This is a genomic window from Leifsonia shinshuensis, assembly GCF_031456835.1.
In the GTDB taxonomy this organism is placed as follows: domain Bacteria; phylum Actinomycetota; class Actinomycetes; order Actinomycetales; family Microbacteriaceae; genus Leifsonia; species Leifsonia shinshuensis_C.
The window spans coordinates 3,521,899-3,547,607 of the sequence record NZ_JAVDVK010000001.1 but is presented as its reverse complement, the minus strand read 5'-3'; the positions used below and the strand labels follow the sequence as shown (position 1 = coordinate 3,547,607).

Sequence of the window (25,709 nt, the reverse complement as noted above, 5' to 3'; positions counted from 1 at the left end):
TGCTACTTGTCGCCGCCGACATTCGGGTGGGAGCGGACGCTCAGGGACCGCGTACGTCCAAGGCCCGCGCGATGGCCGACCACAGCGTCACCCGGGCGTCCTCCGTCGCCTGCGCCGCGGGCGGCGGAGGCAGGTACAGCGGGGTGTACGGCGGCACGTAGAACAGGTGGGTCGCATCCGGGGCCCGCACGTAGGCGTCGCCCCCGTGCGGCGGCCGCACCTCGGCCGCCGCGTCCATCCACTCGCACGCGTCGTCGAGCTGCTCGTCCTGCCCGGCGCAGCCGAGCACGACCGGTCCGCGGATGCGGGTGAGATCGAGCACGGAGGCCGCCGTCGGGTCCCGCGTGCCGCTCACGCACGGCACCCAGGCGCCGCCGACCGTGACCGCCGGTCCCGGCACGGGCGACGGGCAGACCAGGCCGGTGGTCCCGGCGGGGGCGATCGCCCCGTAGACGAGTTCGGGATGCGCCACGGCGGTCCACAGTGCCAGCTGCGCCCCACGGGACGTGCCGAAGACCGTCACGCGCCGTCCGTCGACGCCCGGCTGCGACCGCAGCCAGTTGAGGGCCGCCACCACGCGCTCGGCGGGCAGGGTGCGGACGACGTTCAGCTCGCCCGCCGACCCGTAGGTCGAGAAGGCGAGTGCCGGGTAGCCCATCGCGGCCAGGGTGGATGCGGCGAGCACGCCGGTCGGGGCGCCCGGGTCGGTGCCGTCGAGCACCAGCACCGCGGGCCGCGGAGCCGGCGACGACCGGCGCGGCTCGAAGAAGTCTCCCGTGATCCCGTCGTCGAAGACGGCGCGCGACGGCGCGACGGAGGTGAGGCCGACGCGGTGGATGCGGCGCGCCGCCACACGCCGGCCGTCGACGAGGGCGTCGAGGTCGATGGACACGCTGGCGCCGCCCCACTGCTGCGACGAGGTCGCCGACGCCCCGGAGGCGGTGCCGAGCGACCAGAACAGCCCCATCCCGTCCGGTCCGGTGAACGGCGCCTCGATCGGCGCCTCGGTGTCGAGGTCGACGATCCCCGAGGCGGGGACGAGGTACGTCGCCTGCGACGTCCAGTCGGCGCCCACCTGCGCCGCCGCGCGGACCGTCACCCGCGCCCCGGGCGGGAGTGCGACGACGCGCACGTGGATGGGCTCCCAGACCCCGCTGGGCTCCTCGCTGATCTGGAACCGGGGACCGACGGCGGTGGGCGTCTGACCGCACCCCACCAGGGCGCCGAGCACCATCGCCAGCGCCGCGAGCACAGCCGCTGCCCGCCTCATGGGCGGATCGCCCCCGCCAGCTTGCCCACGATCAGCGTCCAGAACGCCACGCGGGCCCGCTCCGTCGCCTGGGCGACGCCCGGAGACTGGTCGCTCAGCCCGATGGGCAGCAGCGGCGGCGTGGCCACGTCGTGCCCGGCGCCGTCCGCGTAGAGGAAGGCGTCGCCGTCCACGCTGCCGCGGACCGACTCGCCCGCGCGCGCCCAATCGCACGCCGTCGGCAGCAGGCGGTCCGCCGTCCCGCAGGCGAGCACCAACGGACCGGGGATGCGCTGCAGCGGCAGGATGTCCGTCCCCGCGATGGTCCGCTCCGGGTTGGCGCACGGCAGCGCACGTCCGTGCTCGATCAGCAGCGGGCTGCCCGCCGCGGAGGTGCACTGCAGCGCGGTCGCGCCGCTCGCGGCGAAGGCGCCGTGGATGCGGGAGGGGTCGTTCGCCGCGAACCAGAGGGCCAGCGACGACGCCCGGCCCGTGCCGTAGACGAAGATGCGGTCCTCGTCGACGGTCGGCAGGGTCGAGAACCAGCTCAGGACCGCGTCGAAGGTCTCCACGGACAGGGCGGCGGAGCCGGGGATCTGCCCGGCCGGCACGAACGCCGGGAGCACGACCACCGGGAAGCCCGCCGAGGCGATCGTCCGCGCGGCGAACGGGCCTGCCGCTCCCCCGTCGTCCCCGTCGATCACGATGACGCCCGGGCGCAGATCCACCGGCGTCGGCACCGGCTCGACCAGGGCGCCGACGCGGGCGGTCGGGGCGATGGCGGAGGCGTCGGGGTCGCCCGAGCCGATGAGGTCGCTTCCGAGCACGTCCCGGTCGATGGTCCCCGCGGCGAGCGCGGCCCGGTGCAGGGGCGCCGACGCGACGGGACGGCCGTCCTGCTCCGCCGTGAACTGCACCTCCATGCCGCGGTACACCCACTGCTGCTCCAGCTGCTGCTGGCTCATGGACGGACCGGTCAGGCTCCAGAGCAGCCCGGTCCCGTCGGCCTGCGGGAACGGCGCGGCGAGCGGCTCCTGCGACCACAGGCGCACCCGTCCGTCCGGCGGGACGGCGTAGACGGCCTGTGACGAGTACCAGCCCGTGACCGTGCGGGCGCTGGCTGTCACGACGACCGGATGCCCGGGCTCGAGGCCGGCGAGCTGGATGGCGACCGGCGCGGTGACCGCGTCCCCGCTGCGGCTGAAGACGAACCGCGCCCCGCCGCGGGTGGCGCCCGCGCTGCACGCCGACACCAGGAGCGCCGCCGCGACCGCCACGGCGACGGTGCGGACCAGGCGGGCGACGCCGCGGCCGGTCATCCGAGGTCCGCCTGGAGCAGCGCACGGCCGACCGCGTTCCAGAACGCGATGCGGCCCTTCTCGGTCGGCTGGCCGCCGGCCGCGGGCAGGCCGATCGGGAGCCCCGGAGGGACGGAGACGGCATGCCCGGCGCCGCCCGCGTAGACCACCGCGTCGCCCGGCCGCGCGAGGCGGGTCGCGGCGAGCACGCGCTGCCAGTCGCAGGCGCTGGGGAGGACGGTGTCGCTCTCTCCGCACGCCATCACGACCGGGCCCTCCACGCCGTCGAGCGGAGGGACGGTCGACGGGACGACGGTGCGGGCGTCGTCCAGGCACGGCAGCCCGGCCGAACCCTCGAACGCCGGCGGCACGCGGGTGCCGGGAAGGCAGAGCAGCGCGGGGGTGCCTGCCGCCACGAACACGCCGTGCACGCGCGACGGGAACCGGGTCGCAGCCCAGACCGCCAGCTGCTCGCCCGCCCCGGTGCCGTAGACGAACACGCGGTTTCGCTGGATGTCGGGACGCTGCGCCATCCAGTCGAAGACGGCCTGGACGGTCGCGGCCGAGATGATGCCCGTCGAGCGGATGCCGTCGCTGGCGGGCGTCACCGGGATGCGGAGTACCGACGCGCCGAACTGCGCCATCAGCGGCGCCGCGTACTCGGCGGACGCCCCTGGAGTCGCGTCGTCGAACATGAGCACGGCCGGGGTCTTCGGATGCTCCAGCGTCGCCGCGCTGAAGAAGGTGCCGAGGGCCACGTCCTCGTGCGTCTGGTGCGGAAGGCGGGGATCGATCAGCGGGCGGAGGTCACGCGTGTAGAGCGTCCGCACCGACTGGGCGGCGGCCAGCCCCTGGAGCTCGAAGCGGCGGGAGGCCACGACGCGTTCGCCGTCGGAGGCGGTGAGCGTGAGGTGGAGGGTGTCGAGCATCCACTGCCGGGCGGCGTCGTCGGCGGGGATGCGCGGCCCCCGCAGCGACCAGAACAGCCCGGCGGAGTCCGGCTCGGTGAAGGGCGCGAACTGCGGCTTCGCCCGGGCGAGGTCGAGCGTCCCGGTCGGCGGGACGGTGTAGGTTGCCGCCGACGTCCAGGTGCCGTGTCTGGTCACCAGCCGTGCGGTCAGGCGCAGCCGGGCTCCGGGCTCCGCACCGACCAGCTGGAGCGGCACCGGCCAGAGGACCGCGCTGTACCGCACGAGCGGTGGGGTGACGAAGTGGGCGCCGGCGCCGCTCACCGGAGCCGTGCATCCCGTGAGCGCGGAGACGACCAGCAGCGGGAGCGCGACGAGCGCCGCCAGCATCGCGCGGAGGGAGGCGCGGCGGGCGCGATGGAACCGGTGCAGCGCCCGCTGCATCCCGCCCTCGCCGCGTCGTCGCCGCATGGCACGCTCCTGTCAGCTCCCGGTCGACTCCCGGACGGCCTGCAGCGACTGCCGGGAGATCTCCAGCTCCTCGTCGGTGGGCACCACCAGCACGGTGACCCGGGAGTCGTCGGCCGAGATGACGCGCGCCTCGCGTGAGGCGCTCGCATTGCGTTCGGGGTCCAGCCGGATGCCGAGCACCTCGAGCCCGGTGAGCACCTCCGCGCGCAGCGCCGCGTCGTTCTCTCCGACGCCGGCGGTGAACGTCAGCACGTCGAGGCCGCCGAGCAGCGCGGTGTAGGCGCCGATGTAGTGCTTGAGCCGGTGCACGGTCACGTCCAGAGCGAGGCGGGCCCGCTCGTCACCGCGCCCCGCGGCCTGCCGAACGTCGCGCATGTCACCGCGGCCGGAGAGGCCGAGCAGGCCGCTGCGGCGGTTGAGGAGCTCGTCCAGGTCGTCTGTCGACAGCTGGGCGCGGCGCGCAAGATGCACGAGGACGGCGGGGTCGAGGTCGCCGGACCGCGTCCCCATCACCAGTCCCTCGAGAGGCGTCATGCCCATCGACGTCTCCACCGAGCGGCCGCCGTCGATCGCGCAGGCGGACGCCCCGTTTCCCAGGTGCAGCACGATCTGGCGCAGGTCGGAGAGCGGACGGCCGAGGAACGCCGCGGCGGTCTCCGAGACGTACTTGTGCGAGGTGCCGTGGAACCCGTAGCGCCGAACCCGGTGCCGCTCCGCGAGACCCGCGTCGATCGCGTAGGTGTAGGCCTCGGGCGCGAGGGTCTGGTGGAAGGCGGTGTCGAAGACGGCCACGTGCGGCACGTCCGGGAACGCCTTCTTCGCGGCGCGGATGCCCTGCAGGTTGGCCGGGTTGTGCAGCGGCGCCAAGTCGGAGAGGTCCTCGATGTTGATCTCCACGAGAGGCGTCACGATGGTCGGCTCGAAGAAGCGCTTGCCGCCGTGCACCACCCGGTGGCCCACCGCATCCAGCGGGTTCTCGTCGAGGCTCGGCCCCTCGGCGGCGAAGGCGTCCAGCATGGCGCGGAAGCCGGCCGTGTGGTCGGGGATCTCCAGGGTGCGTTCCGTGGTGCCGTTCGGCCCGCGGTGGGTCGTCCGACCGTTCTGCTCCCCGATCCGCTCCACCAGGCCGGAGGCCAGCGACTCCTCGCTCTCGCTGTCGATCAGCTGGTACTTGAACGACGACGAGCCGCTGTTGACGACCAGGACGGCGCTCATGAGAGGGCCGCCTGGATCGCTGTGATGGCCACCGTGTTCACGATGTCGTCGACCGTCGCTCCTCGGGAGAGGTCGTTGATCGGCTTGCGGAGGCCCTGCAGCACCGGCCCGATCGCCACCGCGCCGGCGCTCCGCTGCACCGCCTTGTACGTGTTGTTGCCGGTGTTGAGGTCCGGGAAGATGAACACGGTCGCCCGGCCGGCCACCTCCGACCCGGGCATCTTGGCCGCGCCGACCGCCGCATCCGCCGCCGCGTCGTACTGGATGGGCCCGGCCACAGCGAGCTCCGGCGCCCGCTCGCGCACGAGCTCCGTCGCGGTCCGCACCTTCTCCACATCCGCGCCCGCCCCCGAGTCGCCGGTCGAGTAGGACAGCATCGCGACCCGCGGGTCGATGCCGAACTGCTGCGCGGTCATGGCCGAGGAGATCGCGATGTCGGCGAGCTGCTCGGACGTCGGGTCCGGGATGACGGCGCAGTCGCCGTAGACGAGCACCCGGTCGGCGAGCGCCATCAGGAAGACGCTGGACACGACGGAGACGCCGGGGGTCGTCTTGATGATCTCGAATGCCGGGCGGATGGTGTGCGCGGTCGTGTGCGCGGCGCCCGACACCATCCCGTCGGCCAGCCCCAGGTGCACCATCATCGTGCCGAAGTAGGACGCGTCGGTGACCGTGTCCGCGGCCTGGTCGACGGTGATGCCCTTGTGCGACCGCAGCCGCGCGTACTCCTCCGCGAACCGCAGCCGCAGCACGTCGTCGAACGGGCTCAGCACCTCGGCGCCGGAGAGGTCGAGCCCCAGCTCGATCGCCCGCGACCGCACCTCGAACGGCTCCCCCAGGATGGTCAGCCGCGCGACACCGCGCGACAGCAGGGTGTGAGCGGCGCGCAGGATGCGGTCGTCCTCCCCCTCCGGGAGCACGATGTGCTTCTTGGCGGCGCGCGCACGCTCGATCAGGTCGTACTCGAACATGAGCGGCGTGACGACGTCGTGCCGCGAGACGTTCAGCCGCGCGAGCAGCGCGTCCGCATCCACATGCCGTTCGAACAGGGCGAGCGCGGTGTCGTACTTGCGCTGCGAGTCGGCGGCGAGCCGTCCGCGCGCGTGGGTGATCCGCACGACGGTGTCGTACGTGTCGAGCCGGGTGCGCACGATCGGCAGCGGCGAGCGCAGGCCGGCGAGCAGGCGCTCGATCGGCTCGGGGAGCTCGAAGCCGCCGTTCAGCACGATGCCCGCGATGGACGGGAACGTGCCGGACGCATTCGCCATGAGCACGGCGAGCAGCACCTCCGTGCGGTCGCCGGGGACGACGACCACGGCTCCGTCGACCAGCCGGGGCAGGACGTTGTTCATCGACATTCCCGCGACCACGACGCCGAGCGCCTCACGGGCCAGCAGCGCCTCCTCGCCCGCGATCAGGCTGCCGTCGGTCTGCTCCATGATCGAGCGGATGCTCGGCGCGACCAGGAACGGATCCTCCGGGATCGCCCACACCGGCGGACGGTCGCTGCTGCCGGCGGCGACGGCCGCGGCGCCGACGGCCGAGCCGACCGCGGCGACGATCTCGTCGAGCCGGGACGCATCCGCCCGGTTCGCCACCACCGCGAGGAGGCCGGCATGCTCGGCCCGCAGCTCGGCGACGGCGAGCTCGGCGAGCTGGCGGAGCTCCTCCGGCGAGCGCGGGTCGGCCTGCCCCAGGCGCTCCCCGAAGCCCTGGCCGATCCGCCCGCCGAGCACGAGCAGGACGGGCGCGCCCAGGTTGGCGGAGATCCGCGCGTTGTAGGCGAGCTCCGTGGGGCTGCCGACGTCGGTGTAGTCGGAGCCGAGGATGACCACCGTGTCGCAGCGCGCCTCCACCGCCCGGAACCGTTGCACGATCTCCGCCAGCGCCGCATCCGCGTCGGCATGGACGTCGTCGTAGCCGACGCCGACGGCCTCGTCGTAGGTGAGGTCGACCGTCGTGCGCTGCAGCAGCAGCTCGAGCACGTAGTCGCGCTCCTCGGTCGACCGGGCGATCGGGCGGAACACCCCGACGCGGCCCACCGAGTGCCGGAGCGCCTCGAGCACGCCCAGCGCGACCGTCGACTTGCCCGTGTGACCCTCCGCGGAGGTGATGTAGATCGAGCGCGCCACGTCAGCCGATCCGCTCGATGGCGGGAGCGGCCCAGCGGCCGTCCATCACCTCGTCGCCCGGGGCGTAGAGCCGCAGCACGGGCCGGAAGGCTCCGGCGGGCGTCGGCAGCCAATTGGCCGCCGCCCTCTCGTCGGTGGGTCGGGTGGCGCTCATCGTGATGGTCAGTCCTCCGTCGTCGTCGTACACGAGTCCGCGGGTCCGGTCGCCGATCGAGTAGCGCTCGATCGGGTTGCGGACGAGGTAGAAGTTCGGGACGTCGTACATGGTGATCGACCAGAACGCCCCCACCGGCGGAAGCGGGTGGAGCCGCAGCCGGTAGGAGTGCTCGCCGGAGAGCGGCTCGCCGTCCTGGTCCTCGTACGTCATCAGATAGGCGGCCTCGTAGGCGTGGTTGCCCCAGAGTCCGCCGAGCGCGGCGGCCGCGCGGTGCGCATACCGCGTCCGCGGTTCGGGCAGCGTCCACTCGGGCCCGTCGAGCGTCCCCAGCTCGAAGAAGTCGAGGTTGTAGTCGAACATGTGCAGGTTGGCCTGCCAGTGGTCGACCAGCGCGATCGCCGTGCTCAGGGACGACTCCAGGGCCTCCTTGCCGAGCGCGTAGCCCGCGGCCAGCGCATCGCGCACGCCCTCCGGCTGTTCGGCGATCGGGTAGGGGCTCACCAGCCCGAGCGGCGCGTACGAGTCGAGCGCGGGACGGTCGCGCTCCGCCGGCGGGAACGCCTGCGACCAGACCCGCAGCTTCTCGAAGAAGTCGAGTGCCTCCCCCTGGCCGGTCGCGACCACCGGGACGCCCTGCGCCGGAGCGAGGCTCTCGCGCACCTGGGTCAGCGTCAGCGCATCCTGAAGGGCGTGCACGGCGGGGAGGTCGTCGTCGCCGTCCACCGCCCAGCGGCCGACGATCGTCGCGACGCGCGTGGGGAAGCGGATGGCGGGGATGCCCGCCTCGGCTCCGGCGTCCGGGTCGCCCTCGCTCTCGGGCGGCAGGAGCAGGTACTCGCCGCCCGCTCCGCCGGTCGCGCGGGTGCCGATGTAGGCGAAGTTGTTGGTCCACGCATCCACGAACTGCAGCACGTGGTAGCGGTCGCCGGCGGCGGGGACGCTGAGCCGGAGCGGCCCGACGCTCAGGTCGATCTGGGCGATGGAGTAGACGGTGTCGTTGTTGACGGAGACGAACGCGTCATCGGGCCCGGCCAGCCGGCGGGCGTGCCCGAACACGTTGTACGGCGTCGCGGGGATGCTGCCGATGCCCTCCTCGGTGAAGCGGACGACCTGCTCGAGGTCGAACACCAGCGGAAAGCCCACGACGAAGGCCTCCGTCGCCAGTTCGGTCAGCTCCTCGGTCACCTGCTGCACCCGTCCCTCCATCGCTCCACGGAAGACACGGGTCATTCTACAGGGCGTAGAAGACCCGGCACTGCTGGGGTCAATATACGCGGAGCCGGTGACGGCGGGCTGACAAAAAAAGACCCCCCACGCACCCGCCAGAGCCCGGTTACCCTTGCTGCGTTTCCGCCCTGGGGGAGTTGGCCTGGATGGCGCCACGTGGGGAGCCGGGAACCAGTGTAGCGGGTCGCGCTGGAAGGCGTGTGCGTCGGGGGGTCCGCGGATCAAGTAAGATACTGTGAGCCGCCGGCCGCGAGAGCGGAAGGCAGCGCCAGGAGAATTCGCCTAGTGGCCTATGGCGCACGCTTGGAAAGCGTGTTGGGTGCAAGCCCTCGGGGGTTCGAATCCCCCATTCTCCGCCATACAAGATCCGCGACGGGTGCGCGCCCGGACGGATTGCTCAGACTTCCCGGCCTAGCACCTCTTCGGTGACGCTCCACGAGCCCAGGGGAGCCGCGAAGAGCGCCGCGCGGATACCGGCCCGCTCGAAGGCCCGTTCCGTTTCGGCGGGCCCGTCCGCGAAGTGCGCCCACCCGTCCTGATGCGCGACCACCACATGGCGTGCGTCGAGGACCTCCGCGGCGGCGGCCGCGCGTTCTGCCGTGAACGTCAGGGGCCGATCGTCGTACTTCGCGGGCACATGAGCCGCTCCCGCGTTCAGCAGGGCGACGTCGATGCCGGGGAACCTCCGGGCGACCTCCGCGACCGCCCTGAGCGAAGCATTGTCGCCGCCGACGTACACCGATGGCGCATCGGGGGCCTCGATGACGAATCCGCTCACCTCGCAGTTGACGTAACCCTCGGGGGTCACCTCGTCCGCCGGGCCATGAAGAGCCGGTGTCGCCGTGATCCGCACGCCCGCCGGGTGGGAGAAGCGCTCCCAGGCGACCAGGCCTCGCGCCGTTGCTCCCAGCTCCGACGCGCTGCTCGGAGTGGTGAGCACCAGCGGCGACTCGAGGGCGACTCGGCGACCACCGGCATCCAGGTTGTCAGGATGCTGCGCGTGACTGACCAGCACCACATCGATGCCGCCGAGCGCTTCGGCGGCGATCGCCGGGCCGGCCGTCTTCTGCAGATAGCCGTAGTCGCCGGGTGGGTCGAAGGTCGGGTCCACGACGATCCGCAGCCCGTGGACGTCGATCACCGTCGTCGGCCCGCCGATCACGCCGACGCCGAAGCGCCTCCGATCCGCCGAGATCCGCGTCATGAGGTCCTCACCAGACGGTAGCCGGCAGCGTGAAGTGTCTCTGCCATGTGCCGGGCGTACCACTCCGGCCACTGCTCGTCGAACACTCCGCCCAGATCCTCCCTCTCATGGATCCCATGCGCGTCAGCCGCTTGCCGCAGATGGTCCAGGATGACGGCGACGGTGTCGTCCGCCTTCCCTCCGGTCGTCGCGCTCATCGTCCGGGCAGCCGCTTCTTGATCTCCTGAAGGATCCACCCGTTGCCGTCGGGGTCCTCGAAGGAGGCGAACGTCGAGTAGTCGGCGCGGTCCGGGTGCGGCCCGGGCACCCGGCCGGCGGTGCCCGCGTGGTGGAAGATGCCGGTCTCGTCGTGGAAGAGTTCCGAGACGCCGACGCCTGCAGCCAGCAAGGCGTCACGGGCTTCCTCGATGTCGTAGACCGTCAGCTGCAGACCCTGGACGGATCCCGAGGGCACGTTCGTCACGCCGGTGCCGAAGATGATCGACGCCTCGGATCCGGGCGGGGTGAACTGCACCACCCGGTACCCCTCATCGATGGTGAAGTCCGCATCCTCCCGCCAGCCGAGCGATTGGTAGAACGCTTTGGCGCGATCCACGTCGCTGACCGGCAGCACCACGACTTCCAGTTTCATGTCCATTCTCAGTGCCTCATCTTCTTCTCTACGGTCTGGTCGATTCATCGCCAGTTCGAGTATCGGTCGGCGGGGCCGCCCGCTACAGGTTCGAAGGACACGTCCTCCGCGTCGACGGCGCGTCCGTCCGAGTCGATGAAGGCCACATCGATCTGCTCCCCCGTCGCGGTGTTCCGCCGGACGACCGTCGGCCCGTCGCTCCGCGGCGCGTACGTGTCGCCCCACTGCTGAAGCGCACCCAGGACGAGTTTCAGGCCGGCGCCCTTCGGGGTCAGGTGATAGGAGGCGCGCGAACGTGCGCCGTCATCCCGGTACTCGCGCTTGACGAGGATTCCCGCCTCCACCAGGGAGGTGAGACGGGCGGTCAGGATGTTCGGTGCGATTCCCAGCAGGTCCCGGAAGTCCGCGAACCGGGTGACTCCGTTGTGCGCTTCGCGCAGTATCAGGAACGACCAGCGGTCGCCCACCAGTTCCAGCGTGCGGGCGATCGAGCAGTTGGGCTCGGGGCGGACCGTCGATGGCATCTAGCTCTCCCGTCTAGTTGCGCGACCGACTGTACCGGCCAGCACGAGTGCGCCGGTTGCCAGGACGCCGATCACGATCGCGCCCACGAACAGCGCAGCGCCGAGACTAACCGCTGTGGCGATGCCGCCGAGGCTGAACGCGATCACTCCTTGGAACACGTAGGCGACGAGGTAGACCGCGGAGATCGTCCCGCCTCGATGCCGCTGGGGGGCGTGCGTCGCGATCAGACCGAGCCCTCCCGAGAACAGGAGGCCGTATCCGGCGCCGCTGAACACCGTGGTGATCATGAACAGCGGCAGCGAGTGGAACTGCGCCGACAGCACGAGCAGCACCAGGTCGACCAGGGTCAGGCCCGCTCCGCCGATCACGAGACGGCCCGGGGCGAAGCGCCGGCCTAGCACCGCACTAACCCCGATCATGACCGACATGATGGCGAGCACCGAACCGGTGACCAGGACGTTCGTCGAGCCGATCAGATCCTTCGCGACATCCGCGCCCAGTGCCAGGAAGACCGACCCGAAGGCGTAGGCGCCGGTGACCGCCGAGGCGGCTGCCACGTACAGCAGGCGGATCCCCCGGGGGATGCTGATGGGCCGCGGCCGCCACGTCCCCGCTGACGACCGAGCGCGGTTCCGGGGGAGGAAGTAGACGAGTCCGAGCACCGCTGTGACGGCGACGAGCAGCACCCAGTAGTCGAGGTGGAGCGGCAGCGGTGCGTATTGGATGAGCCCGCCGCCGACGACCGTGGCGAGGGCCAGCCCCGCTGCCGTCGCGGCGGTGACGGTGGACGAGGCACGGCTTTCCCGGCCGCGGGGGCTGAACTCGACGGCTGCTGCTGTCGCCGGTGCCAGGGCGAGCGCCACGCCCGCCCCCATGAACGCCCGGCCGGCGAAGACCCAGCCGACGGAGGGGGCGATCGCGAACAGCAGAACGCCGACGAACAGGGCGCCGACCCCGATCAGCATGGCGTTCCGGCGGCCGATGAAGTCGGAGACCTGACCGAAGATCAGCAGGAACACCACGAGAACGATCGGGTAGACCGCGAAGATGGCGGTGGTCACGGCAGAGGTCAGGTGCCACGTGCTCGCATAGAGCGGGTAGCTGGTCGTCGGCGCGGCGCTGGTCCACAGCGCGAGCCCGGCGACGGCGGCGGCCGTCCAGAACCGGGCCCGGGCCGGGAGCGTCAGCGGCGCGGTCCTGCGGGCCGGAACGGCCAGTGCGCCAGTATCCACGGTCATGTCTTCTCTCACATCTCGGTTCTGGCGGCGTGACCGGAGTCAGGCCGGCTCAATGGTGATCGCTCAGACCATACCCGCCTGAGTATTGTTTTGCAACCCAGGTCGGGCGTCATCCATTCCCGCTCTAACGACGGCGACTTCGCCCCAGGGAATAGATCGCGACGGGCTCAGTTAAGTGACATGTCAATTACTTGATTGACACGTCAATCAATCGGCCGCCATCGCACGGCCCGGTTCGACCCGAGAGTTCAGAGAGGCCAAGTGCCATGCAATTCGGAATCTTCAGCGTCGGCGACATCGCACCCGATCCGACCACTGGTCACACGCAGTCCGAGGCGGAGCGCATCAGCAACATCGCGCGCATCGCGGTTCGGGCCGATGAGGTCGGGCTCGACGTCTTCGCGCTGGGCGAGCACCACAACCCGCCGTTCGTCCCGTCCTCCCCGACGACCCTGCTCGGCTACATCGCGGGTCTCACCCGCCAGATCACGCTGAGCACCGCCGTTACCCTGATCACCACCAACGATCCCGTCAAGATCGCCGAAGACTACGCGATGCTCCAGCATGTGGCGGGCGGAAGGCTCGACCTGATGATCGGCCGCGGCAACACGGTTCCCGTGTACCCGTGGTTCGGCAAGGACATCCGCGAGGGGGTCGCCCTCGCACTCGAGAACTACAACCTCCTGCATCGCCTCTGGCGTGAGGACGTCGTGGACTGGGAGGGAAGGTTCCGCACCCCGCTTCAGGGATTCACCTCCACCCCGCGACCGCTGGACGATGTGCCTCCCTTCGTCTGGCACGGCTCCATCCGCACCCCGGAGATCGCCGAGCAGGCCGCCTACTACGGCAACGGATACTTCGCCAACAACGTGCTGGCCCCCAACCTCCACTTCAAGCCGCTCGTCGACTTCTATCGCGAGCGATTCGAGCACTACGGCCACGGCACGCGGGAGCAGGCCATCGTCGGACTCGGCGGACAGGCGTTCATCGCGCGACGATCGCAGGACGCGTGGACGCGCTTCCGCCCGTACTTCGAGAACTATCCGCTGTTCCGCGGCAGCTCGCTCGACGACTACGTCAAGAGCACCCCCCTGAGCGTCGGGAGCCCCCAAGAGGTGATCGACAAGACGCTGACCTTCCAGGAGGGATTCGGCGACTACCAGCGGCAGCTGTTCGCGCTCGATGGTCTCGCTCTTCCGGTCGAGGTCGCACTCGAGCAGGTGGAGCTCCTCGGCACCGAGGTGGTGCCCGTCCTCCGCAAGGAGATGGCTGCGCGACGATCGGCAGGTGCGGCGGCAGCGCCGACGCACACCGACCTCGTCGCACGCAAGTACGGAGACTCCGAGCCCCGACAGCCGCGGCCGAACCCGAATCGCGGAGACAACCTCTCCGGCACGTCCCCCTATCAGGACAGCGACCCGTCGACCGAAGCACGGTTCCCGCTCGCCACCCGATCGTAAGGAGCAGTCATGAACACCCGTGGAACCACCCCGAGCGAAGGCGACGTGCGGCCGCCGGTGCAGCTCGTGATCGTGAGCGCCGGCGTGAGCGACCCGTCGTCCACCCGGCTGCTGGCGGACCGTGTCGCTCAGAAGAGCGCCGACCTGGTGCGGCGATCCGGAAGGGAGGCGAGGATCGCGGTCATCGAACTGGGCGCGATCGCGGTCGATGTCGCTCAGACGATCGTGTCGGGGTTCCCGAACGAGCGCGTTCAGGCGGCGATTCAGCTCCTCGCCACGGCGGATGGCGTGATCGTCAGCACACCGGTCTACAAGGCCGGGATCAGCGGACTGCTCAAGTCGTTCGCCGATGTGCTGGACAACGACCTCCTCATCGCCAAGCCCGTCGTGCTCGCCGCCACGGCAGGGACCGCGCGCCACGCCATGGTGGTGGACGATCATCTGCGCCCGCTGTTCGCCTTCCTCCGAGCCCTTCCGGTCCCGTCCTCGATCTTCGCGGCACCCGAGGATTGGGGGTCCTCGGCCCTCAGCACACGCATCACGCGTGCGGCGCAGGAGCTCGTCCACCTGATCGGAAGCAACGTGACCGCGGCCATCACCGACACCGCGTGGGCGGACTACAACCACCAGTTCTCGGGGAACGCCGCCCTCGCTCAGAGAACCGCGTCGGACGTGGACTTCACCACCGACCTGATGCGTCTGGCGGCGGGCGGGGCGGCCCGGGCGGACTGACAGCCTCCAGCCGTCACCGGTGCAACCGCGCTTCGCATCGACGGATCACAACAGCGCCGAGATGCCCGTCGCGACGGTGTAGATCGCGAGGCCGGCCAGCGCGCCGACCACCGTGCCGTTGATGCGGATGAACTGGAGGTCGCGGCCCACCTGGGTCTCGATCTTCTCGGTGGTCTCGGCCGGGTCCCACGCCTGCACCGTCTCGGTGATGACGTGGGAGATGTCGCTGCGGTAGCTCGTGACGAGGTGCATCGCCGCTCCGGTCAGGCGCGCGTTGAGGGATGCGCGGAGCTCGTCGTCCGCCAGGACGCGGCGGGCCACGTCGGCCACGAACGCTTCGGCGCGGCGGCCCAGCTCGCCCTCCTCGTCGGCGAGCGCATCCATCGCCGCGGTGCGGGCGGCCGTCCAGGCGGACGCGGCCAGCTCGCGGATCCGCGGGTCGTCGAACGCGCGGCCCTTCGCCGCCTCCAGCCGTTCGATGGTCGCGTCGTCGTGCTGCAGCCGGTCGGCGAACTGGGCGAGGTACTCGTCGAGCGAACGGCGGAGGCGGTGGTCGGGGTCGTCGCGCATCTCCCGGACGAAGCGCCGCGCCTCCGAGTGCAGGCGCTCGTCGATGACGCGGTCCACGAACGACGGCATCCACGACGGGAGGCGCCGCGACACCACCGGGCCGAACACGTCGGGGTTGGCCGCGAGCCACTCGTCCAAACGGTCGAGCAGCAGGTCGACGGCCTCCTGGTGACCGCCCGAGCTGAGCACCCGTTCGCCGAGCCGGCCGAGCGGCGGTCCCCAGAGGGGCGCCACGAGGTGCGTGCGCACGACCGCCTCGATCGCCTCCCGCATCCGATCGTCGTCGAGCAGGTCGGCGAGCCCGGTCACGCCGCGGAACGTCTCCCTCACCACCCGGCGCGAGTTCTGCGGCTCCGAGAGCCAGTCGGCCGCCGCCCCGGCGAGGTCGATGGTCGCGAGCTTGCCGGCGACCACCTCGTCGGAGAGGAAGTTGGTCTCCACGAACTCGCCGAGGCTGGCGCCGATCTCGTCCTTGCGGGTCGGGATGATCGCGGTGTGCGGGATGCGCAGCCCGAGCGGATGACGGAACAGCGCGGTCACCGCGAACCAGTCCGCGAGGGCGCCCACCATCGCACCCTCGGCGGCGGCGCGCACGAATCCGAGCCAGGGATAGCGGTCCTGCAGCGCGTACGCGACCGCGAACACCACTGCGGCCGCGGCGAGCAGGCTCGTCGCGAGGGCCTTCATCCGCCGCAGGGCGAGGCGGCGCTCGGCGTCGGTCGGGAGGACGGTCACGCGACGAGGGTGGGCCGGTGGCCGGCGTGGAGCCGCGGTGCGCCTGCACGATCGGCGGCGACGGTGTTCTGGATGCGCACTCCGAACCTCCCCGGGACGTGTGTCGAGCGATGTCCACCGTACTCGCGCGGTGCCGGGCGCATCCCGAGATCGATCGTCGGAGAAGTGTGCCGGAATCTCCGACGCAACGCTCTGGGGAGGGAGATCCGGACGGTTTCGGGCGAAATCTCCGACGAACGGCGACGGATCTCCGACGATCGATAGAGAACGCAAGGTGCGGCGGCGGAGGCGAGCAGTTTCGGAGAAGCGCGACCGGGGTCGCCGGGCCTAGCCTCGGACGCATGACGAAGAACAGCGGCACCACTGACACCACCACCGGCTCCGCGGCGTTCACCGACGAGGAGCGCGCCGCCATGAAGGAGCGCTCCACCGAGGTCAAACGCGCCCGGCGCGGCAAGACCACGCGCGAGGACGATACGCGCGACCTCCTGGAGAAGGTCTCGGCACTCCCCGAGCACGATCGCCGGCTGGCGGAGCGCATCCACGCCATCGTCACCGAGAGCGTCCCCGACGTCTGGCCCAAGCTCTGGTACGGGCAGCCGGCGTACGCGCTCGGCGGCAAGACGTTCTGCTTCTTCCAGCCTGCCTCCAAGTTCGGGACGCGCTACTCCACGCTCGGGTTCAACGACCCGGCCCGGCTCGACGACGGGACGATGTGGCCGGTCGCGTTCGCGATCCTCGACCTGACCGACGCGGACGAGCAGCGCATCCGGGAACTGGTCACCGCTGCGGCGGGATGACCCGCCGGCAGCGGGGACACCCCTGTACGGGTGTCCCCCAAAATGCCGCTACCGGAACGATTGCGAATCGGCAAGGCTCGATGGGTGAGTGAGCAGACCGACGTGGACCGGGAGGCGGCGATGGCCCGCGAGACCGTCCTGCGCCCGCACCGTCACCTGTTCCTGCGGGGAATCGTCGCGGTGCTCGCCCTCACGACCCCGGTCTTCGCCGTCCTCTACTGGCTGACGATCCCCGGGCCGGGCTGGCCGTACGTGCTCGTCGCTCACCTCGTCGTCATCGGGGCCACGGTGGTCGGTGTCGCGTCGTTCCTCAACACCACCATCGTGCTGCGGCCCGACGGAGTGCGAGAGCGTGGCTTCTTCGGCCGCACCGTGCACGTGGCGCCGGGTGAGGCCGGCGCGGTGATCCTCGTGCACGTGTACGAGAGCAGCACCCTGGAGGCGCTCCCCCAGCTCTTCGTCGCGACCGGACAGGGGCGCCTCCTCATCCGGATGCGCGGCCAGTTCTGGTCGCAGGCCGATATGGAGCGGGTCGCCGAAGAGCTCGATGTGCCCGTCACGCGGCCTGAGGAGCCCATGACGATGAACCAGCTGCGCCGGGCCTGGCCGCGGCTGCTCTACTGGTTCGAGCGCCTGCGCTTCGCCCGCTGACGGTAACGCTCCGCATCCACCGCACCGCGCATCCGGCCCGCGCCACAGTGCCGCACCGCGTGCCAGGATGACGGGGTGACCGCGCGCACCGACGTCGAACCGCGCAGCAAGGGGCTGCTGACCCCGAGCCGCGAGGCCGGTCCTGTCGCGATCGAGCGACGCGCAGCCGACGGACGGGCAGCGCTGTTCGTGCGCCACTACTGGCTGCCGCGCTGGTCCCTGCCGCCGGGCGACTCGCTTCGGCAGGAGGTGCTCGAGTACCCGACGGCGAACCTCGTGGTGGAGCCCGCATCCGCCGGTCTGTTCCGCGCCTCGCGCGGGCTGAGCGTGCGCACGCTCACCGGGACGGGCTGGGCGTTCGGGGTGCTGCTGCACCCGGGAACCGCACGCGGGTGGACCGGCGCATCGCTGCGCGGATTGCCGCCGGTCGTTCCGCTCGACCGCCTCGCCGCGCCCGGCGCGTCCGGGATGGATGCGGCCGTGCGGGAGGCGATGGCCGGCGGCGACGCTGATGCGGCGATCGCCGCCTTCGAGAACTGGCTGGACCCGCTGCCGGAGCCGGACCAGGATGCCCGGCTGGTGGGCCGCATCGTCTCGGCCGTCGAAGAGGACCGCGGCCTGCTGCGGGTCGAGCAGCTCGCCGAACGGTTCGGGATGGGCGTGCGGCGGCTCCAGCGGCTGGTCGCCGGGCACATCGGGTTCGGGCCCAAGTGGCTGATCCAGCGCTACCGGCTGCAGGAGGCGGCGGCCGCGCTGCGGGCGGCCGACGCGCCGTCCCTCGCACTGCTCGCCGCCGAGCTCGGCTACGCGGACCAGGCGCACTTCGGCCGGGAGTTCGCCGCCGTGATCGGATCGACTCCCGGCGCGTACGCGGCGACCCACGGAGACGCCGGGCGCAAGGCGCGCTAGCGGCGCTTGCGCGTGCCGAAGATCCCCTCGACCACGCTGCCCAGGATGTCGCGTGTGGCCTTCGAGCCGAGCACCTGCTCCAGCACGGTCTGCTGCGACCGCGACGAGCTCCGCCGCGTCGTCGTGCGCGGGGAAGTCTGGCGCAGGATGCGCTCGTACTCCTTCTGCGCGGCCTTGGCTGCAGCATCCTGCGCCTTCGCGTCGGCCTTCGCCTGCGCCTCGGCAGCCTTCTGCGCCTCCGCCGCGGCCTTCGCGGCTGCAGCTTCGGCCTCGGCCTGCGCCGCCGCGGTGGCGGCCGCGTCGAGCTTGCGGCCGAGCATCTCCCGCGCGGAGTCGCGGTCGAGCGCGGCGCCGTACTTCGCCTGCAACGGTGAACCGGCGATGGCGGCCTGCACCTGGTCGGCCGGCGCCGGCGACATCGAGCCCTGCGGGGCGCGGAGCCGCGTCCATGCGACCGGCGTCGGTGCGCCCTTCTCGTTCATCACCGTCACGACCGCCTCGCCGGTGCCCAGCGATGTGAGCACCTGCGCGAGGTCGTAGCCGGAGGTCGGGTAGGTCGACACCGTCGCCTTCAGCGCCTTCGCGTCGTCGGGGGTGAAGGCGCGCAGCTGGTGCTGGATGCGGGAGCCGAGCTGCGCGAGCACGTCCGACGGCACGTCCTTCGGCGTCTGAGTCACGAAGAAGATCCCGACGCCCTTCGAGCGGATCAACCGCACGGTCTGGGTGATGGATGCCAGGAAGTCCTTCGACGCATCCCGGAACAGCAGGTGCGCCTCGTCGAAGAAGAACACCAGCTTCGGCTTGTACAGGTCGCCCACCTCGGGCAGGTCGTTGAAGAGGTCGGCGAGCAGCCACATCAGGAAGGTGGAGAACAGCGCGGGCTTGTCCTGCACGCCCGGCACCTCGAGCAGGCTGACGATCCCGGACCCGTCCGGCGCCAGCCGCAGGAACTCGGCCGTGTCGATCTCCGGCTCGCCGAAGAAGGCGTCGGCGCCCTGGTCCGCGAAGGCGATCAGCTCGCGCAGGATGACGCCGACCGTGGCACTCGACAGTCCGCCGAGTCCGACCAGCTCGTCCTTGCCCTCGTCGCTCGTCAGATAGGTGAGCACCGCGCGCAGGTCCGCCAGATCGAGCAGCGGCAGCCCGGCCTGCTCGGCGTAATGGAACACGAGCCCGAGGCTGGACTCCTGCGTGGCGTTGAGCCCGAGGACCTTCGCGAGCAGCAGCGGACCGAAGCCCGCGACCGTCGCACGGACGGGGACGCCGGAGCCCACGCCGCCGAGCGAGAAGAACTCCGTCGTCGCGGCGTGCGGCGCCCAGTCCTGGCCGATGCCCCTGGCGCGCTCGAGCAGCTTGTCGTTCGGCTCCCCGGGCGCGGCGATACCCGAGAGGTCACCCTTGATGTCGGCCGCGAACACGGGGACGCCGGCGGCCGACAGCTGCTCGGCCATCACCTGGAGGGTCTTGGTCTTGCCCGTCCCGGTCGCGCCGGCCACGAGGCCGTGCCGGTTGGTCATCGCGAGCGGGATGCGGACGGGCACGTCCGGACGCGGATCGCCGTTGACGAGGGCCCCGAGCTCCAGGGCGGGTCCGTCGAAGCCGTAGCCGGCACGGACGGCGTCCACCTCGGCCGGGTCGAGAGGGCCGGTGGCCGGGGAAGCGGGTTCCGCCGCCTGCGCCTGTTCCGCCGCCTGCGCCTGCTCAGCCGCCGCGCGGAGTGCCGCCGCCCGCGCCTCGGCCGCCGCGGACGCCTCCTGGGCCTTGCGCACCGCCTCCGCCGCCTCGGCCTGCAGCCGCTCCGCCTCGTCCGCCGCCGCCCGGGCCTCTGCCTGCGCCGTCGCCAGCGCCTCCGCGTCGCTCATGCGGCACACTCTACTGGCGCGACTGCTCCTGTCGAGCCGCCTCCTGCGGCGACCGCGCCAGGAAGAACGGATGCGGTTTCGTCGCCTCGATCGCGAGCCTGTGCGCGAGCGGCGTCCAGACGATGACGGCCACGCCCGCCCCGAGCAGCAGTCCGCCGATGGTGTCGCTGATCCAGTGCGCTCCGAGGTAGGTGCGGCTCATCGCCATCAGCAGCGCCCATGCGACGCCCAGGCACCAGACCCACACCCGGGGGAACAGGATGCCGAGCACGACGACCATCGTGGCCGCATTCGCGGTGTGCCCGGAGGGGAAGGAGCCGGTGTCCGCGTTCACCAGGATCTCCGTCGGGCGAGCCCGCCCGACCGTGTGCTTGATGAGCTGCACGCAGACCACCGAGAGCACGCTGGCGACGGCGAAGAAGGTCGCGCCCCAGGGCCTTCGGAAGGCCAGCAGCAGCAGGAAGATGACGACGGGGACGACGACCGATCCGACGATCCCGCCCCCGGCGTAGTTGAAGAACAGCGCGGGCCCCAGCCACAGCGGCGAGCGGTGCTCGACGATCTCGCCCATCCACTCGGTGTCGATCCCGAACGGCAGCCGCGGGCGCAGCGCGATGATGATGCCGAGCACGACCACCAGCCCGACCGCGACGGACGCGGAGACGACCGGCCAGCGCCGGGCGACCCGGGCGGCCTTGACGACGTCGTGGCCTTCCGCATCCGCCTTCGGGCCCGGGACGTCGTCTGCACTCATGCCGCCACCGTACCCGCGCCCGGCGGGACGTCGATCGTCAGGTCAGTGCGCCAGTTCGGGAACCGTACGGGGGCGCACCACGAGCCAGAGCGACGCGATGGAGACGAGCGCGCAGACCGCCATCACCGCACCCATCGGGGCGGCGCTGCCGACACCGAGGATGCCCACGATGGGCGACACGATGCCCGCGATGCCGAAGTTGAGCGCGCCGAGAAGGCTCGCGGCGGTGCCGGCCTCATGGCCGTGGCCGTTGAGCGCGAGCACCTGGACGCAGGGGAAGCCGAACCCGCACGCCGCGATGAAGAACCAGAGCGGGATGACCGTGCCCCACAGGCCGACGTGCGCCTGGTCGAGCACGACGATCGTCACCGACGCGGCGAGCATCACCACGGTCGAGCAGGCCAGGATCCACTGGGGACCGACGTACTTGGTGAGCCGCGCGGAGGACTGCACGCCGATGATGATGCCGATCGAGTTCACGGCGAAGAGCAGGCCGTATTCCTGCGCGTTGAACTGGTAGATCTCCTGGAAGATGAAGGAGCTCGACGACAGGTACGAGAACAGCCCGGTGAAGTTGGCGGCGCCGACGATCGCGATGCCGACGAACACTCGGTCGCTGAGCACGGCCTTGTAGCGCTGGCCGACGGTCGAGTGCCCGGCGTCCTGACGGCGCGCCTTCGGCAGCGTCTCGACGATCCACAGGGCGACGCAGGTGACCACGAACAGCCCGTAGACGGCGAGCACCACGAAGATGCCGCGCCACGGCATCACGAGGAGCAGCCACGACCCGAGCACCGGCGCGAGCACCGGGGCCAGGCCGTTCACGAGAGCGAGGCGGCTGAGCATCCGCACCAGGGGGCGTCCGCCGAACAGGTCGCGCACCATGGCCATCGCGACCACACCGCCGGCCGCTGCCCCGATCCCCTGCAGCGCGCGGGCGACGCCGAGCAGCTCCACGTTCGGCGCGATGGCGGCGGCCAGGCAGGCGATGATGTGGACGCCGGTCGCGACCATCAGCGGGACGCGGCGCCCGATCTTGTCGGACCACGGCCCCACCAGCAGCTGGCCGACGCCGAAGCCGATGGTGGTCGCCGTCAGCGTCAGCTGGATCATCGCGGTCGAGACGCCGAAGTCGTTCTGCAGCGTCGGAAGGGCGGGGAGGTAGGTGTCGATCGTGAAGGGGCCGAGTGCGGTCAGGGCGCCCAGGATCAGGATGTAGGCGAGGCGCTGGCGGCCGGAGAGCGAGTCTCCGGGATGCACGACGGTGGTCACGAGGGAAGTCCTTGGCGAGTCGAGAGGTGGATGGACCGCGCCCGCCGTTGGACGCAATGAGAACAGCACCGCGGATCACGCGGTGCCGGGGAGCCGATTCGGAGCCGATTTCGAATCGATTCGATCGATCGGATGAGATCGATTCTATCCCCAAGAAGACGGGAATGTGAACGTGCGCATCGCATTCCGGACACGAGGGATGTTCGTTCGGGGAACGCATCCCCCGCACGCCCTGCCTCAGGAGGCCGGCGACGCCAGCAGCGGGCGGAACGCGAGTTCGGCCGCGCCGATCATCAAGATGTCCGAGCCGAGCGCGGCGCGCACGATGGACAGCCGCTCCGCGCTCGCCGACAGCGCCTGCGCGGCCACCAGCGACTGCAGCCGCGCGGGGTCGATCGCGTGCAGGGCCCCGAGGAACCCGCCGAGGACGATGAGCTGCGGGTCGAACACGTTCGTGGCGTTGCGCAGGGCCGTCGCCAGGAATCCGATCTGCCTGTCGACCTCGGCCACGACGTCCGCGTCCCCACGCGTGACGGCCGCCAGGAGGCTGCGCTCCAGCTCGTCGGCGTCGGCCGCGTCCATCCCGAGCACGCGCAGCAGCGCGCCCTGGCTCACCTCGGTCTCCAGGCACCCGATCGCGCCGCAGTGGCAGCGCACGCCGGACGAGTTGACGAGCGTGTGGCCGAGCTCCCCCGCGTAGCCGCTGATGCCCGTCAGCGGCCGGCCGCCGACGATCACCCCGGCGCCGATGCCCGACGCGCCGCCGTTCAGGTAGACGAGGTCGCTGGCGCCGCGACCGGCGCCGAAGAGCCGTTCGGCGTCCGCGCCGAGGCTGGCGTCGTTCGCCGCCAGGACCGGGTAGCCGGTGGCGTCCGCGAGCGCCGCCGCGAACGGCTCCTCCGACCAGCGCAGGTGCGGCGCGAGGCGCACGACGCCGTCCTCCTCGCGCACCAGACCGGGAACCGCGACGCCGATACCGACGACGCGCGAGGCGGCTCCGAGGTCCGGGCGCAGCCCCTCGATGACGGCCGCCGCGATCGAGGCGGCCTCGGCGGCGGAGGGGATGCGGCCGGTCGGGTACCGCACGCGGCGGTGGACCGTGGCGTCGAGGCCGACCACGCCGACCGTCACGGCGTCGATCTCCGGGTTCACGGCGAGCGCGACGACGCGCCCGTCCGCCGCGATCACGGGAGACGGACGCCCGACGCGGTTGCTGACCTGGGGCTCGCGCTCCTGCACCAGCCCGAGGTCGGCCAGCTCGGCGACGAGCGCGCCGACGGTGGACCGGTTCAAGCCGGTGGCCTGGGTGAGCAGGGACCGCGAGAGCGGCCCCTCCCGGTGCACCAGCCCGAGCACGGTGGCGAGGTTGTGCCGCCGCACCGTGTCGAGGTTGGTCCCTGCTGTCGCGCCGTTCATTTTCCCCGTAACTGTACCGTCAGGCCGGCACGGCGACGCGTCCTCAGCCGAGCGATGCCGTGCCGTCCGCCGATGCGGTCTCCCGGCCGGTGGCCGCATCCCGCAGCGTGAACGCGTGGCCCTCGGGTCCGCTCGCCGTGAGCGCTCCGCCGCGGCGGGTCACTGTGTACTCGGCGACCTCCCCGGCGGGCGTGGTCACCGTCACGGTGCGGGTCCCGTCGGGGCCCGGGTAGGCGACCAGCGTGAGCCCGTCGCGGTAGTCGTAGTCCGGCCGGTCGTCGCGGGCGCCGATCGGCAGCACCGCGCCTTGGCGCACGTACAGCGGGAGGCTGTCGAAGCCGTGCCGCTGCCTCATCCACCGGCCGCCGGAGACCGCGAGCCCGGAGAAGTACTCGGTCCAGGTGCCCGACGGGAGGTAGAACTCCACCTCCGACGGCGAGAAGACGGGCGCGACGAGGAGGTCGGCCCCCAGCATGTACTGCCGGTCGAGGTAGTCGACGGCCGGGTCGCCGGGGAACTCGAGCTGCATCGGCCGCATCACCGGCGTGCCGGAGGTGTGGGCCTCCTGCCCGGCCGCGAAGAGGTACGGCATGAGCCGCAGCTTCAGCTTCGTGAACCGGCGCGTGACCTCGACGGCCTCGTCGTCGAACGCCCACGGCACCCGGTACGAGTCGCTGCCGTGCAGGCGGGAGTGGCTCGACAGCAGGCCGAACGCGGTCCAGCGCTTGAAGACGCCCGGGTCCGGGGTGCCCTCGAACCCGCCGATGTCGTGGCTCCAGAAACCGAACCCGCTCAGCGCCAGCGACAGCCCGCCGCGGAGGGTCTCGGCCATCGACTCGTAACTGGACGTGTTGTCGCCGCCCCAGTGGACCGGCAGCTGCTGGCCTCCCGCCGTCGCGGACCGCGCGAACAGCACCGCCTCGCCGACGCCCCGGGCCTCCTGCAGCACCTCGAAGACGGCCTCGTTGTAGAGCTGCGTGTAGAGGTTGTGCATGCGCTCGGGCGACGAGCCGTCGAAGTAATCCACCTCGAGCGGGATGCGCTCGCCGAAGTCGGTCTTGAAGCAGTCGACGCCCTGCGCCACGAGCCCGCGGAGCTTGTCCTGGTACCACCGGGTCGCATCCGGATTCGTGAAGTCGACCAGGCCCATCCCGGCCTGCCACAGGTCCCACTGCCAGACGTCGCCGTTGGGACGCTTCACCAGGTACCCGGCCTCGGCCGCCTCCGCGAACAACGGAGACCGCTGCCCGATGTACGGGTTGAGCCACACGCAGACGCGGAGGTCCTTGTCGTGCAGCCGCGCGAGCATCCCCTCCGGGTCGGGGAAGGTGCGCGGGTCCCACTCGAAGTCGCACCAGTTGAACTCGCGCATCCAGAAGCAGTCGAAATGGAAGACCGACAGCGGGAGGTCGCGCTCGGCCATCCCGTCGATGAACGAGGTCACCGTCTCCTCGTCGTAGTCGGTGGTGAAGCTGGTCGACAGCCACAGGCCGTACGACCACGCGGGCACCGATGCCGGGCGGCCCGTCAGCGCGGTGTACCGCTCCAGGATCTCCTTCGGCGTCGGGCCGTAGACGACGTAGTACTCCAGGCTCTCGCCGGGCACCGAGAACTGGACCCGCTCGACGGCCTCCGAGCCGATCTCGTACGAGACGTGACCCGGGTGGTTCACGAGCACGCCGTAGCCGCGGTTGGTGAGATAGAAGGGGATGTTCTTGTAGGCCTGCTCGCTGGAGGTGCCGCCGTCGGCGTTCCAGACGTCGACCACCTGCCCGTTCTTCACGAGCGGGCCGAACCGCTCCCCCAGCCCGTAGACGAGTTCGCCGACGCCGAGCGACAGCTGCTCGTGCACGAACGCGCCCTCGCCCTCCACCGTCATGTACCCGAGCGACTTGTGGCCGCTCGACGTGAGCATCCGGTCGCCCGCCGAGAAGGCCAGCGACCACGGTGCGCCGCGCTTCACCGTCGCGGTCAGCCCGCCGCTGGTGAGCACGCCCGCCGCGCCGTCGACCGACACCTGCGCGTGGCCCTCCTCGACGTGCAGGTCGAAGCCCCGCTCCGGGCGCGTGCCCTGCCAGTGGTCGACGCGGACCCCGACGACGCCGGGCAGCGGCGAGCTGAGGGTGACGGTCAGGGTCGGGCGGTTGAGCGTGTCGCCACGCCGCTCGATGACCTTGCCGGGCGCGGTGATCGTCAGGGTGCCGTCGCCGGCGACCACGTCGTACGCCTCCTGGGCGTAGACGGGAGTGACGCCGTCGCGCAGCATCCAGAAACCATCGGTGAACTTCATGCG

General features: G+C 71.5%; 22 protein-coding genes, 1 tRNA gene and 1 other RNA gene. 6 read left to right on the top strand and 18 right to left on the bottom strand.

The features are described from left to right. Positions 1 to 40: 40 nt before the first annotated feature. The 7 genes from J2W45_RS17360 to ffs all read right to left on the bottom strand — a co-directional run bounded on the left by J2W45_RS17360 (position 41) and on the right by ffs (position 8,826). Positions 41 to 1,270 carry an acyl-CoA thioesterase/BAAT N-terminal domain-containing protein gene (locus J2W45_RS17360; RefSeq protein ID WP_310134387.1) on the bottom strand — a complete coding sequence of 410 codons (1,230 nt, stop codon included), beginning with the start codon at positions 1,268 to 1,270 and terminating at the stop codon, positions 41 to 43. Further along, positions 1,267 to 2,568, bottom strand: coding sequence for an acyl-CoA thioesterase/bile acid-CoA:amino acid N-acyltransferase family protein (locus J2W45_RS17355; protein ID WP_310134385.1), 1,302 nt, complete (start codon positions 2,566 to 2,568; stop codon positions 1,267 to 1,269). The genes J2W45_RS17360 and J2W45_RS17355 overlap by 4 nt, the downstream gene beginning before the upstream one ends. Then, positions 2,565 to 3,926: an acyl-CoA thioesterase/bile acid-CoA:amino acid N-acyltransferase family protein gene (locus J2W45_RS17350; protein WP_310134383.1), complete on the bottom strand. Its 1,362-nt coding sequence runs from the start codon at positions 3,924 to 3,926 to the stop codon at positions 2,565 to 2,567. Before J2W45_RS17350 ends, J2W45_RS17355 begins: the two co-directional genes overlap by 4 nt. Before the next feature lie 12 nt (positions 3,927 to 3,938). Further along, complete coding sequence (locus J2W45_RS17345; protein WP_310134379.1) at positions 3,939 to 5,141, bottom strand: acetate/propionate family kinase; 1,203 nt, start codon at positions 5,139 to 5,141, stop codon at positions 3,939 to 3,941. Further along, positions 5,138 to 7,273 carry a phosphate acetyltransferase gene (pta, locus tag J2W45_RS17340; RefSeq protein ID WP_310134378.1) on the bottom strand — a complete coding sequence of 712 codons (2,136 nt, stop codon included), beginning with the start codon at positions 7,271 to 7,273 and terminating at the stop codon, positions 5,138 to 5,140. The genes J2W45_RS17345 and pta overlap by 4 nt, the downstream gene beginning before the upstream one ends. Before the next feature lies 1 nt (position 7,274). Continuing rightward, on the bottom strand, positions 7,275 to 8,660 hold the full coding sequence (locus J2W45_RS17335; protein ID WP_310134377.1) for a DUF1254 domain-containing protein: 1,386 nt from the start codon (positions 8,658 to 8,660) through the stop codon (positions 7,275 to 7,277). A gap of 69 nt (positions 8,661 to 8,729) precedes the next feature. Then, positions 8,730 to 8,826: signal recognition particle sRNA small type (gene ffs, locus J2W45_RS17330), an RNA gene on the bottom strand. A 102-nt stretch (positions 8,827 to 8,928) separates the two neighbouring features. Here ffs and J2W45_RS17325 point away from each other — a divergent pair. Beyond that, positions 8,929 to 9,016 (top strand) — tRNA-Ser (locus tag J2W45_RS17325). A gap of 38 nt (positions 9,017 to 9,054) precedes the next feature. Here the strand turns inward: J2W45_RS17325 and J2W45_RS17320 are convergent. The 5 genes from J2W45_RS17320 to J2W45_RS17300 are packed head-to-tail and all read right to left on the bottom strand — an operon-like array spanning position 9,055 to position 12,255. Further along, the gene (locus tag J2W45_RS17320) at positions 9,055 to 9,861 is read right to left on the bottom strand and encodes an MBL fold metallo-hydrolase (RefSeq protein ID WP_310134376.1); all 807 of its coding nucleotides are present in this window, start codon (positions 9,859 to 9,861) and stop codon (positions 9,055 to 9,057) included. Then, entirely contained in the window at positions 9,858 to 10,058 is a 201-nt protein-coding gene (locus J2W45_RS17315) for a hypothetical protein (protein WP_310134375.1), read from the bottom strand. Before J2W45_RS17315 ends, J2W45_RS17320 begins: the two co-directional genes overlap by 4 nt. After that, complete coding sequence (locus J2W45_RS17310) at positions 10,055 to 10,492, bottom strand: VOC family protein (RefSeq protein WP_310134373.1); 438 nt, start codon at positions 10,490 to 10,492, stop codon at positions 10,055 to 10,057. Before J2W45_RS17310 ends, J2W45_RS17315 begins: the two co-directional genes overlap by 4 nt. A gap of 44 nt (positions 10,493 to 10,536) precedes the next feature. After that, the gene (locus J2W45_RS17305) at positions 10,537 to 11,016 is read right to left on the bottom strand and encodes a winged helix-turn-helix transcriptional regulator (protein ID WP_310134371.1); all 480 of its coding nucleotides are present in this window, start codon (positions 11,014 to 11,016) and stop codon (positions 10,537 to 10,539) included. Continuing rightward, the gene (locus J2W45_RS17300) at positions 11,017 to 12,255 is read right to left on the bottom strand and encodes an MFS transporter (RefSeq protein ID WP_310134369.1); all 1,239 of its coding nucleotides are present in this window, start codon (positions 12,253 to 12,255) and stop codon (positions 11,017 to 11,019) included. Between the two features lie 266 nt (positions 12,256 to 12,521). On the opposite strand from J2W45_RS17300, the gene J2W45_RS17295 reads away from it, so the two are divergent. Together J2W45_RS17295 and J2W45_RS17290 are read left to right on the top strand one after the other, a co-directional pair. Next, entirely contained in the window at positions 12,522 to 13,715 is a 1,194-nt protein-coding gene (locus tag J2W45_RS17295) for a CE1758 family FMN-dependent luciferase-like monooxygenase (RefSeq protein WP_310134367.1), read from the top strand. 9 nt (positions 13,716 to 13,724) lie between these two features. After that, the gene (locus tag J2W45_RS17290; protein WP_310134365.1) at positions 13,725 to 14,447 is read left to right on the top strand and encodes a CE1759 family FMN reductase; all 723 of its coding nucleotides are present in this window, start codon (positions 13,725 to 13,727) and stop codon (positions 14,445 to 14,447) included. Positions 14,448 to 14,492: 45 nt separating this feature from the next. Here the strand turns inward: J2W45_RS17290 and J2W45_RS17285 are convergent, their stop codons facing one another. After that, positions 14,493 to 15,704, bottom strand: coding sequence for a DUF445 domain-containing protein (locus J2W45_RS17285; RefSeq protein ID WP_396427126.1), 1,212 nt, complete (start codon positions 15,702 to 15,704; stop codon positions 14,493 to 14,495). A 389-nt stretch (positions 15,705 to 16,093) separates the two neighbouring features. On the opposite strand from J2W45_RS17285, the gene J2W45_RS17280 reads away from it, so the two are divergent. The 3 genes from J2W45_RS17280 (at position 16,094) to J2W45_RS17270 (ending at position 18,112) form a co-directional block, all read left to right on the top strand. Further along, positions 16,094 to 16,552, top strand: coding sequence for an iron chaperone (locus J2W45_RS17280; protein ID WP_310134361.1), 459 nt, complete (start codon positions 16,094 to 16,096; stop codon positions 16,550 to 16,552). An 84-nt stretch (positions 16,553 to 16,636) separates the two neighbouring features. Next, the gene (locus tag J2W45_RS17275; protein WP_310134360.1) at positions 16,637 to 17,203 is read left to right on the top strand and encodes a hypothetical protein; all 567 of its coding nucleotides are present in this window, start codon (positions 16,637 to 16,639) and stop codon (positions 17,201 to 17,203) included. A gap of 75 nt (positions 17,204 to 17,278) precedes the next feature. Beyond that, positions 17,279 to 18,112 carry an AraC family transcriptional regulator gene (locus J2W45_RS17270; protein WP_310134359.1) on the top strand — a complete coding sequence of 278 codons (834 nt, stop codon included), beginning with the start codon at positions 17,279 to 17,281 and terminating at the stop codon, positions 18,110 to 18,112. Here the strand turns inward: J2W45_RS17270 and J2W45_RS17265 are convergent. The 5 genes from J2W45_RS17265 to yicI all read right to left on the bottom strand — a co-directional run bounded on the left by J2W45_RS17265 (position 18,109) and on the right by yicI (position 25,706). Next, positions 18,109 to 19,974: a helicase HerA-like domain-containing protein gene (locus J2W45_RS17265; RefSeq protein ID WP_310134358.1), complete on the bottom strand. Its 1,866-nt coding sequence runs from the start codon at positions 19,972 to 19,974 to the stop codon at positions 18,109 to 18,111. The two genes, J2W45_RS17270 and J2W45_RS17265, sit on opposite strands and share 4 nt — an antisense overlap. A 10-nt stretch (positions 19,975 to 19,984) precedes the next feature. Then, positions 19,985 to 20,728, bottom strand: a complete 744-nt coding sequence (locus J2W45_RS17260) for a phosphatase PAP2 family protein (RefSeq protein ID WP_310134357.1) — start codon at positions 20,726 to 20,728, stop codon at positions 19,985 to 19,987. Between the two features lie 42 nt (positions 20,729 to 20,770). After that, on the bottom strand, positions 20,771 to 22,000 hold the full coding sequence (locus J2W45_RS17255) for a multidrug effflux MFS transporter (RefSeq protein WP_310134356.1): 1,230 nt from the start codon (positions 21,998 to 22,000) through the stop codon (positions 20,771 to 20,773). A 237-nt stretch (positions 22,001 to 22,237) separates the two neighbouring features. Further along, the gene (locus tag J2W45_RS17250; protein ID WP_310134355.1) at positions 22,238 to 23,416 is read right to left on the bottom strand and encodes an ROK family transcriptional regulator; all 1,179 of its coding nucleotides are present in this window, start codon (positions 23,414 to 23,416) and stop codon (positions 22,238 to 22,240) included. A gap of 43 nt (positions 23,417 to 23,459) precedes the next feature. Further along, the gene (gene yicI / locus J2W45_RS17245) at positions 23,460 to 25,706 is read right to left on the bottom strand and encodes an alpha-xylosidase (RefSeq protein ID WP_310134353.1); all 2,247 of its coding nucleotides are present in this window, start codon (positions 25,704 to 25,706) and stop codon (positions 23,460 to 23,462) included. Positions 25,707 to 25,709 lie beyond the last annotated feature (3 nt).

What these genes read in the sequence shown, in the direction of transcription:
- J2W45_RS17360 (WP_310134387.1), bottom strand. Translation starts at nt 1,270, where the DNA reads ATGAGGCGGGCAGCGGCTGTGCTCGCGGCGCTGGCGATGGTGCTCGGC.
- J2W45_RS17355 (WP_310134385.1), bottom strand. Translation starts at nt 2,568, where the DNA reads ATGACCGGCCGCGGCGTCGCCCGCCTGGTCCGCACCGTCGCCGTGGCG.
- J2W45_RS17350 (WP_310134383.1), bottom strand. Translation starts at nt 3,926, where the DNA reads ATGCGGCGACGACGCGGCGAGGGCGGGATGCAGCGGGCGCTGCACCGG.
- J2W45_RS17345 (WP_310134379.1), bottom strand. Translation starts at nt 5,141, where the DNA reads ATGAGCGCCGTCCTGGTCGTCAACAGCGGCTCGTCGTCGTTCAAGTAC.
- J2W45_RS17335 (WP_310134377.1), bottom strand. Translation starts at nt 8,660, where the DNA reads ATGACCCGTGTCTTCCGTGGAGCGATGGAGGGACGGGTGCAGCAGGTG.
- J2W45_RS17320 (WP_310134376.1), bottom strand. Translation starts at nt 9,861, where the DNA reads ATGACGCGGATCTCGGCGGATCGGAGGCGCTTCGGCGTCGGCGTGATC.
- J2W45_RS17315 (WP_310134375.1), bottom strand. Translation starts at nt 10,058, where the DNA reads ATGAGCGCGACGACCGGAGGGAAGGCGGACGACACCGTCGCCGTCATC.
- J2W45_RS17310 (WP_310134373.1), bottom strand. Translation starts at nt 10,492, where the DNA reads ATGAAACTGGAAGTCGTGGTGCTGCCGGTCAGCGACGTGGATCGCGCC.
- J2W45_RS17305 (WP_310134371.1), bottom strand. Translation starts at nt 11,016, where the DNA reads ATGCCATCGACGGTCCGCCCCGAGCCCAACTGCTCGATCGCCCGCACG.
- J2W45_RS17300 (WP_310134369.1), bottom strand. Translation starts at nt 12,255, where the DNA reads ATGACCGTGGATACTGGCGCACTGGCCGTTCCGGCCCGCAGGACCGCG.
- J2W45_RS17295 (WP_310134367.1), top strand. Translation starts at nt 12,522, where the DNA reads ATGCAATTCGGAATCTTCAGCGTCGGCGACATCGCACCCGATCCGACC.
- J2W45_RS17290 (WP_310134365.1), top strand. Translation starts at nt 13,725, where the DNA reads ATGAACACCCGTGGAACCACCCCGAGCGAAGGCGACGTGCGGCCGCCG.
- J2W45_RS17285 (WP_396427126.1), bottom strand. Translation starts at nt 15,704, where the DNA reads ATGAAGGCCCTCGCGACGAGCCTGCTCGCCGCGGCCGCAGTGGTGTTC.
- J2W45_RS17280 (WP_310134361.1), top strand. Translation starts at nt 16,094, where the DNA reads ATGACGAAGAACAGCGGCACCACTGACACCACCACCGGCTCCGCGGCG.
- J2W45_RS17265 (WP_310134358.1), bottom strand. Translation starts at nt 19,974, where the DNA reads ATGAGCGACGCGGAGGCGCTGGCGACGGCGCAGGCAGAGGCCCGGGCG.
- J2W45_RS17260 (WP_310134357.1), bottom strand. Translation starts at nt 20,728, where the DNA reads ATGAGTGCAGACGACGTCCCGGGCCCGAAGGCGGATGCGGAAGGCCAC.
- J2W45_RS17250 (WP_310134355.1), bottom strand. Translation starts at nt 23,416, where the DNA reads ATGAACGGCGCGACAGCAGGGACCAACCTCGACACGGTGCGGCGGCAC.
- yicI (WP_310134353.1), bottom strand. Translation starts at nt 25,706, where the DNA reads ATGAAGTTCACCGATGGTTTCTGGATGCTGCGCGACGGCGTCACTCCC.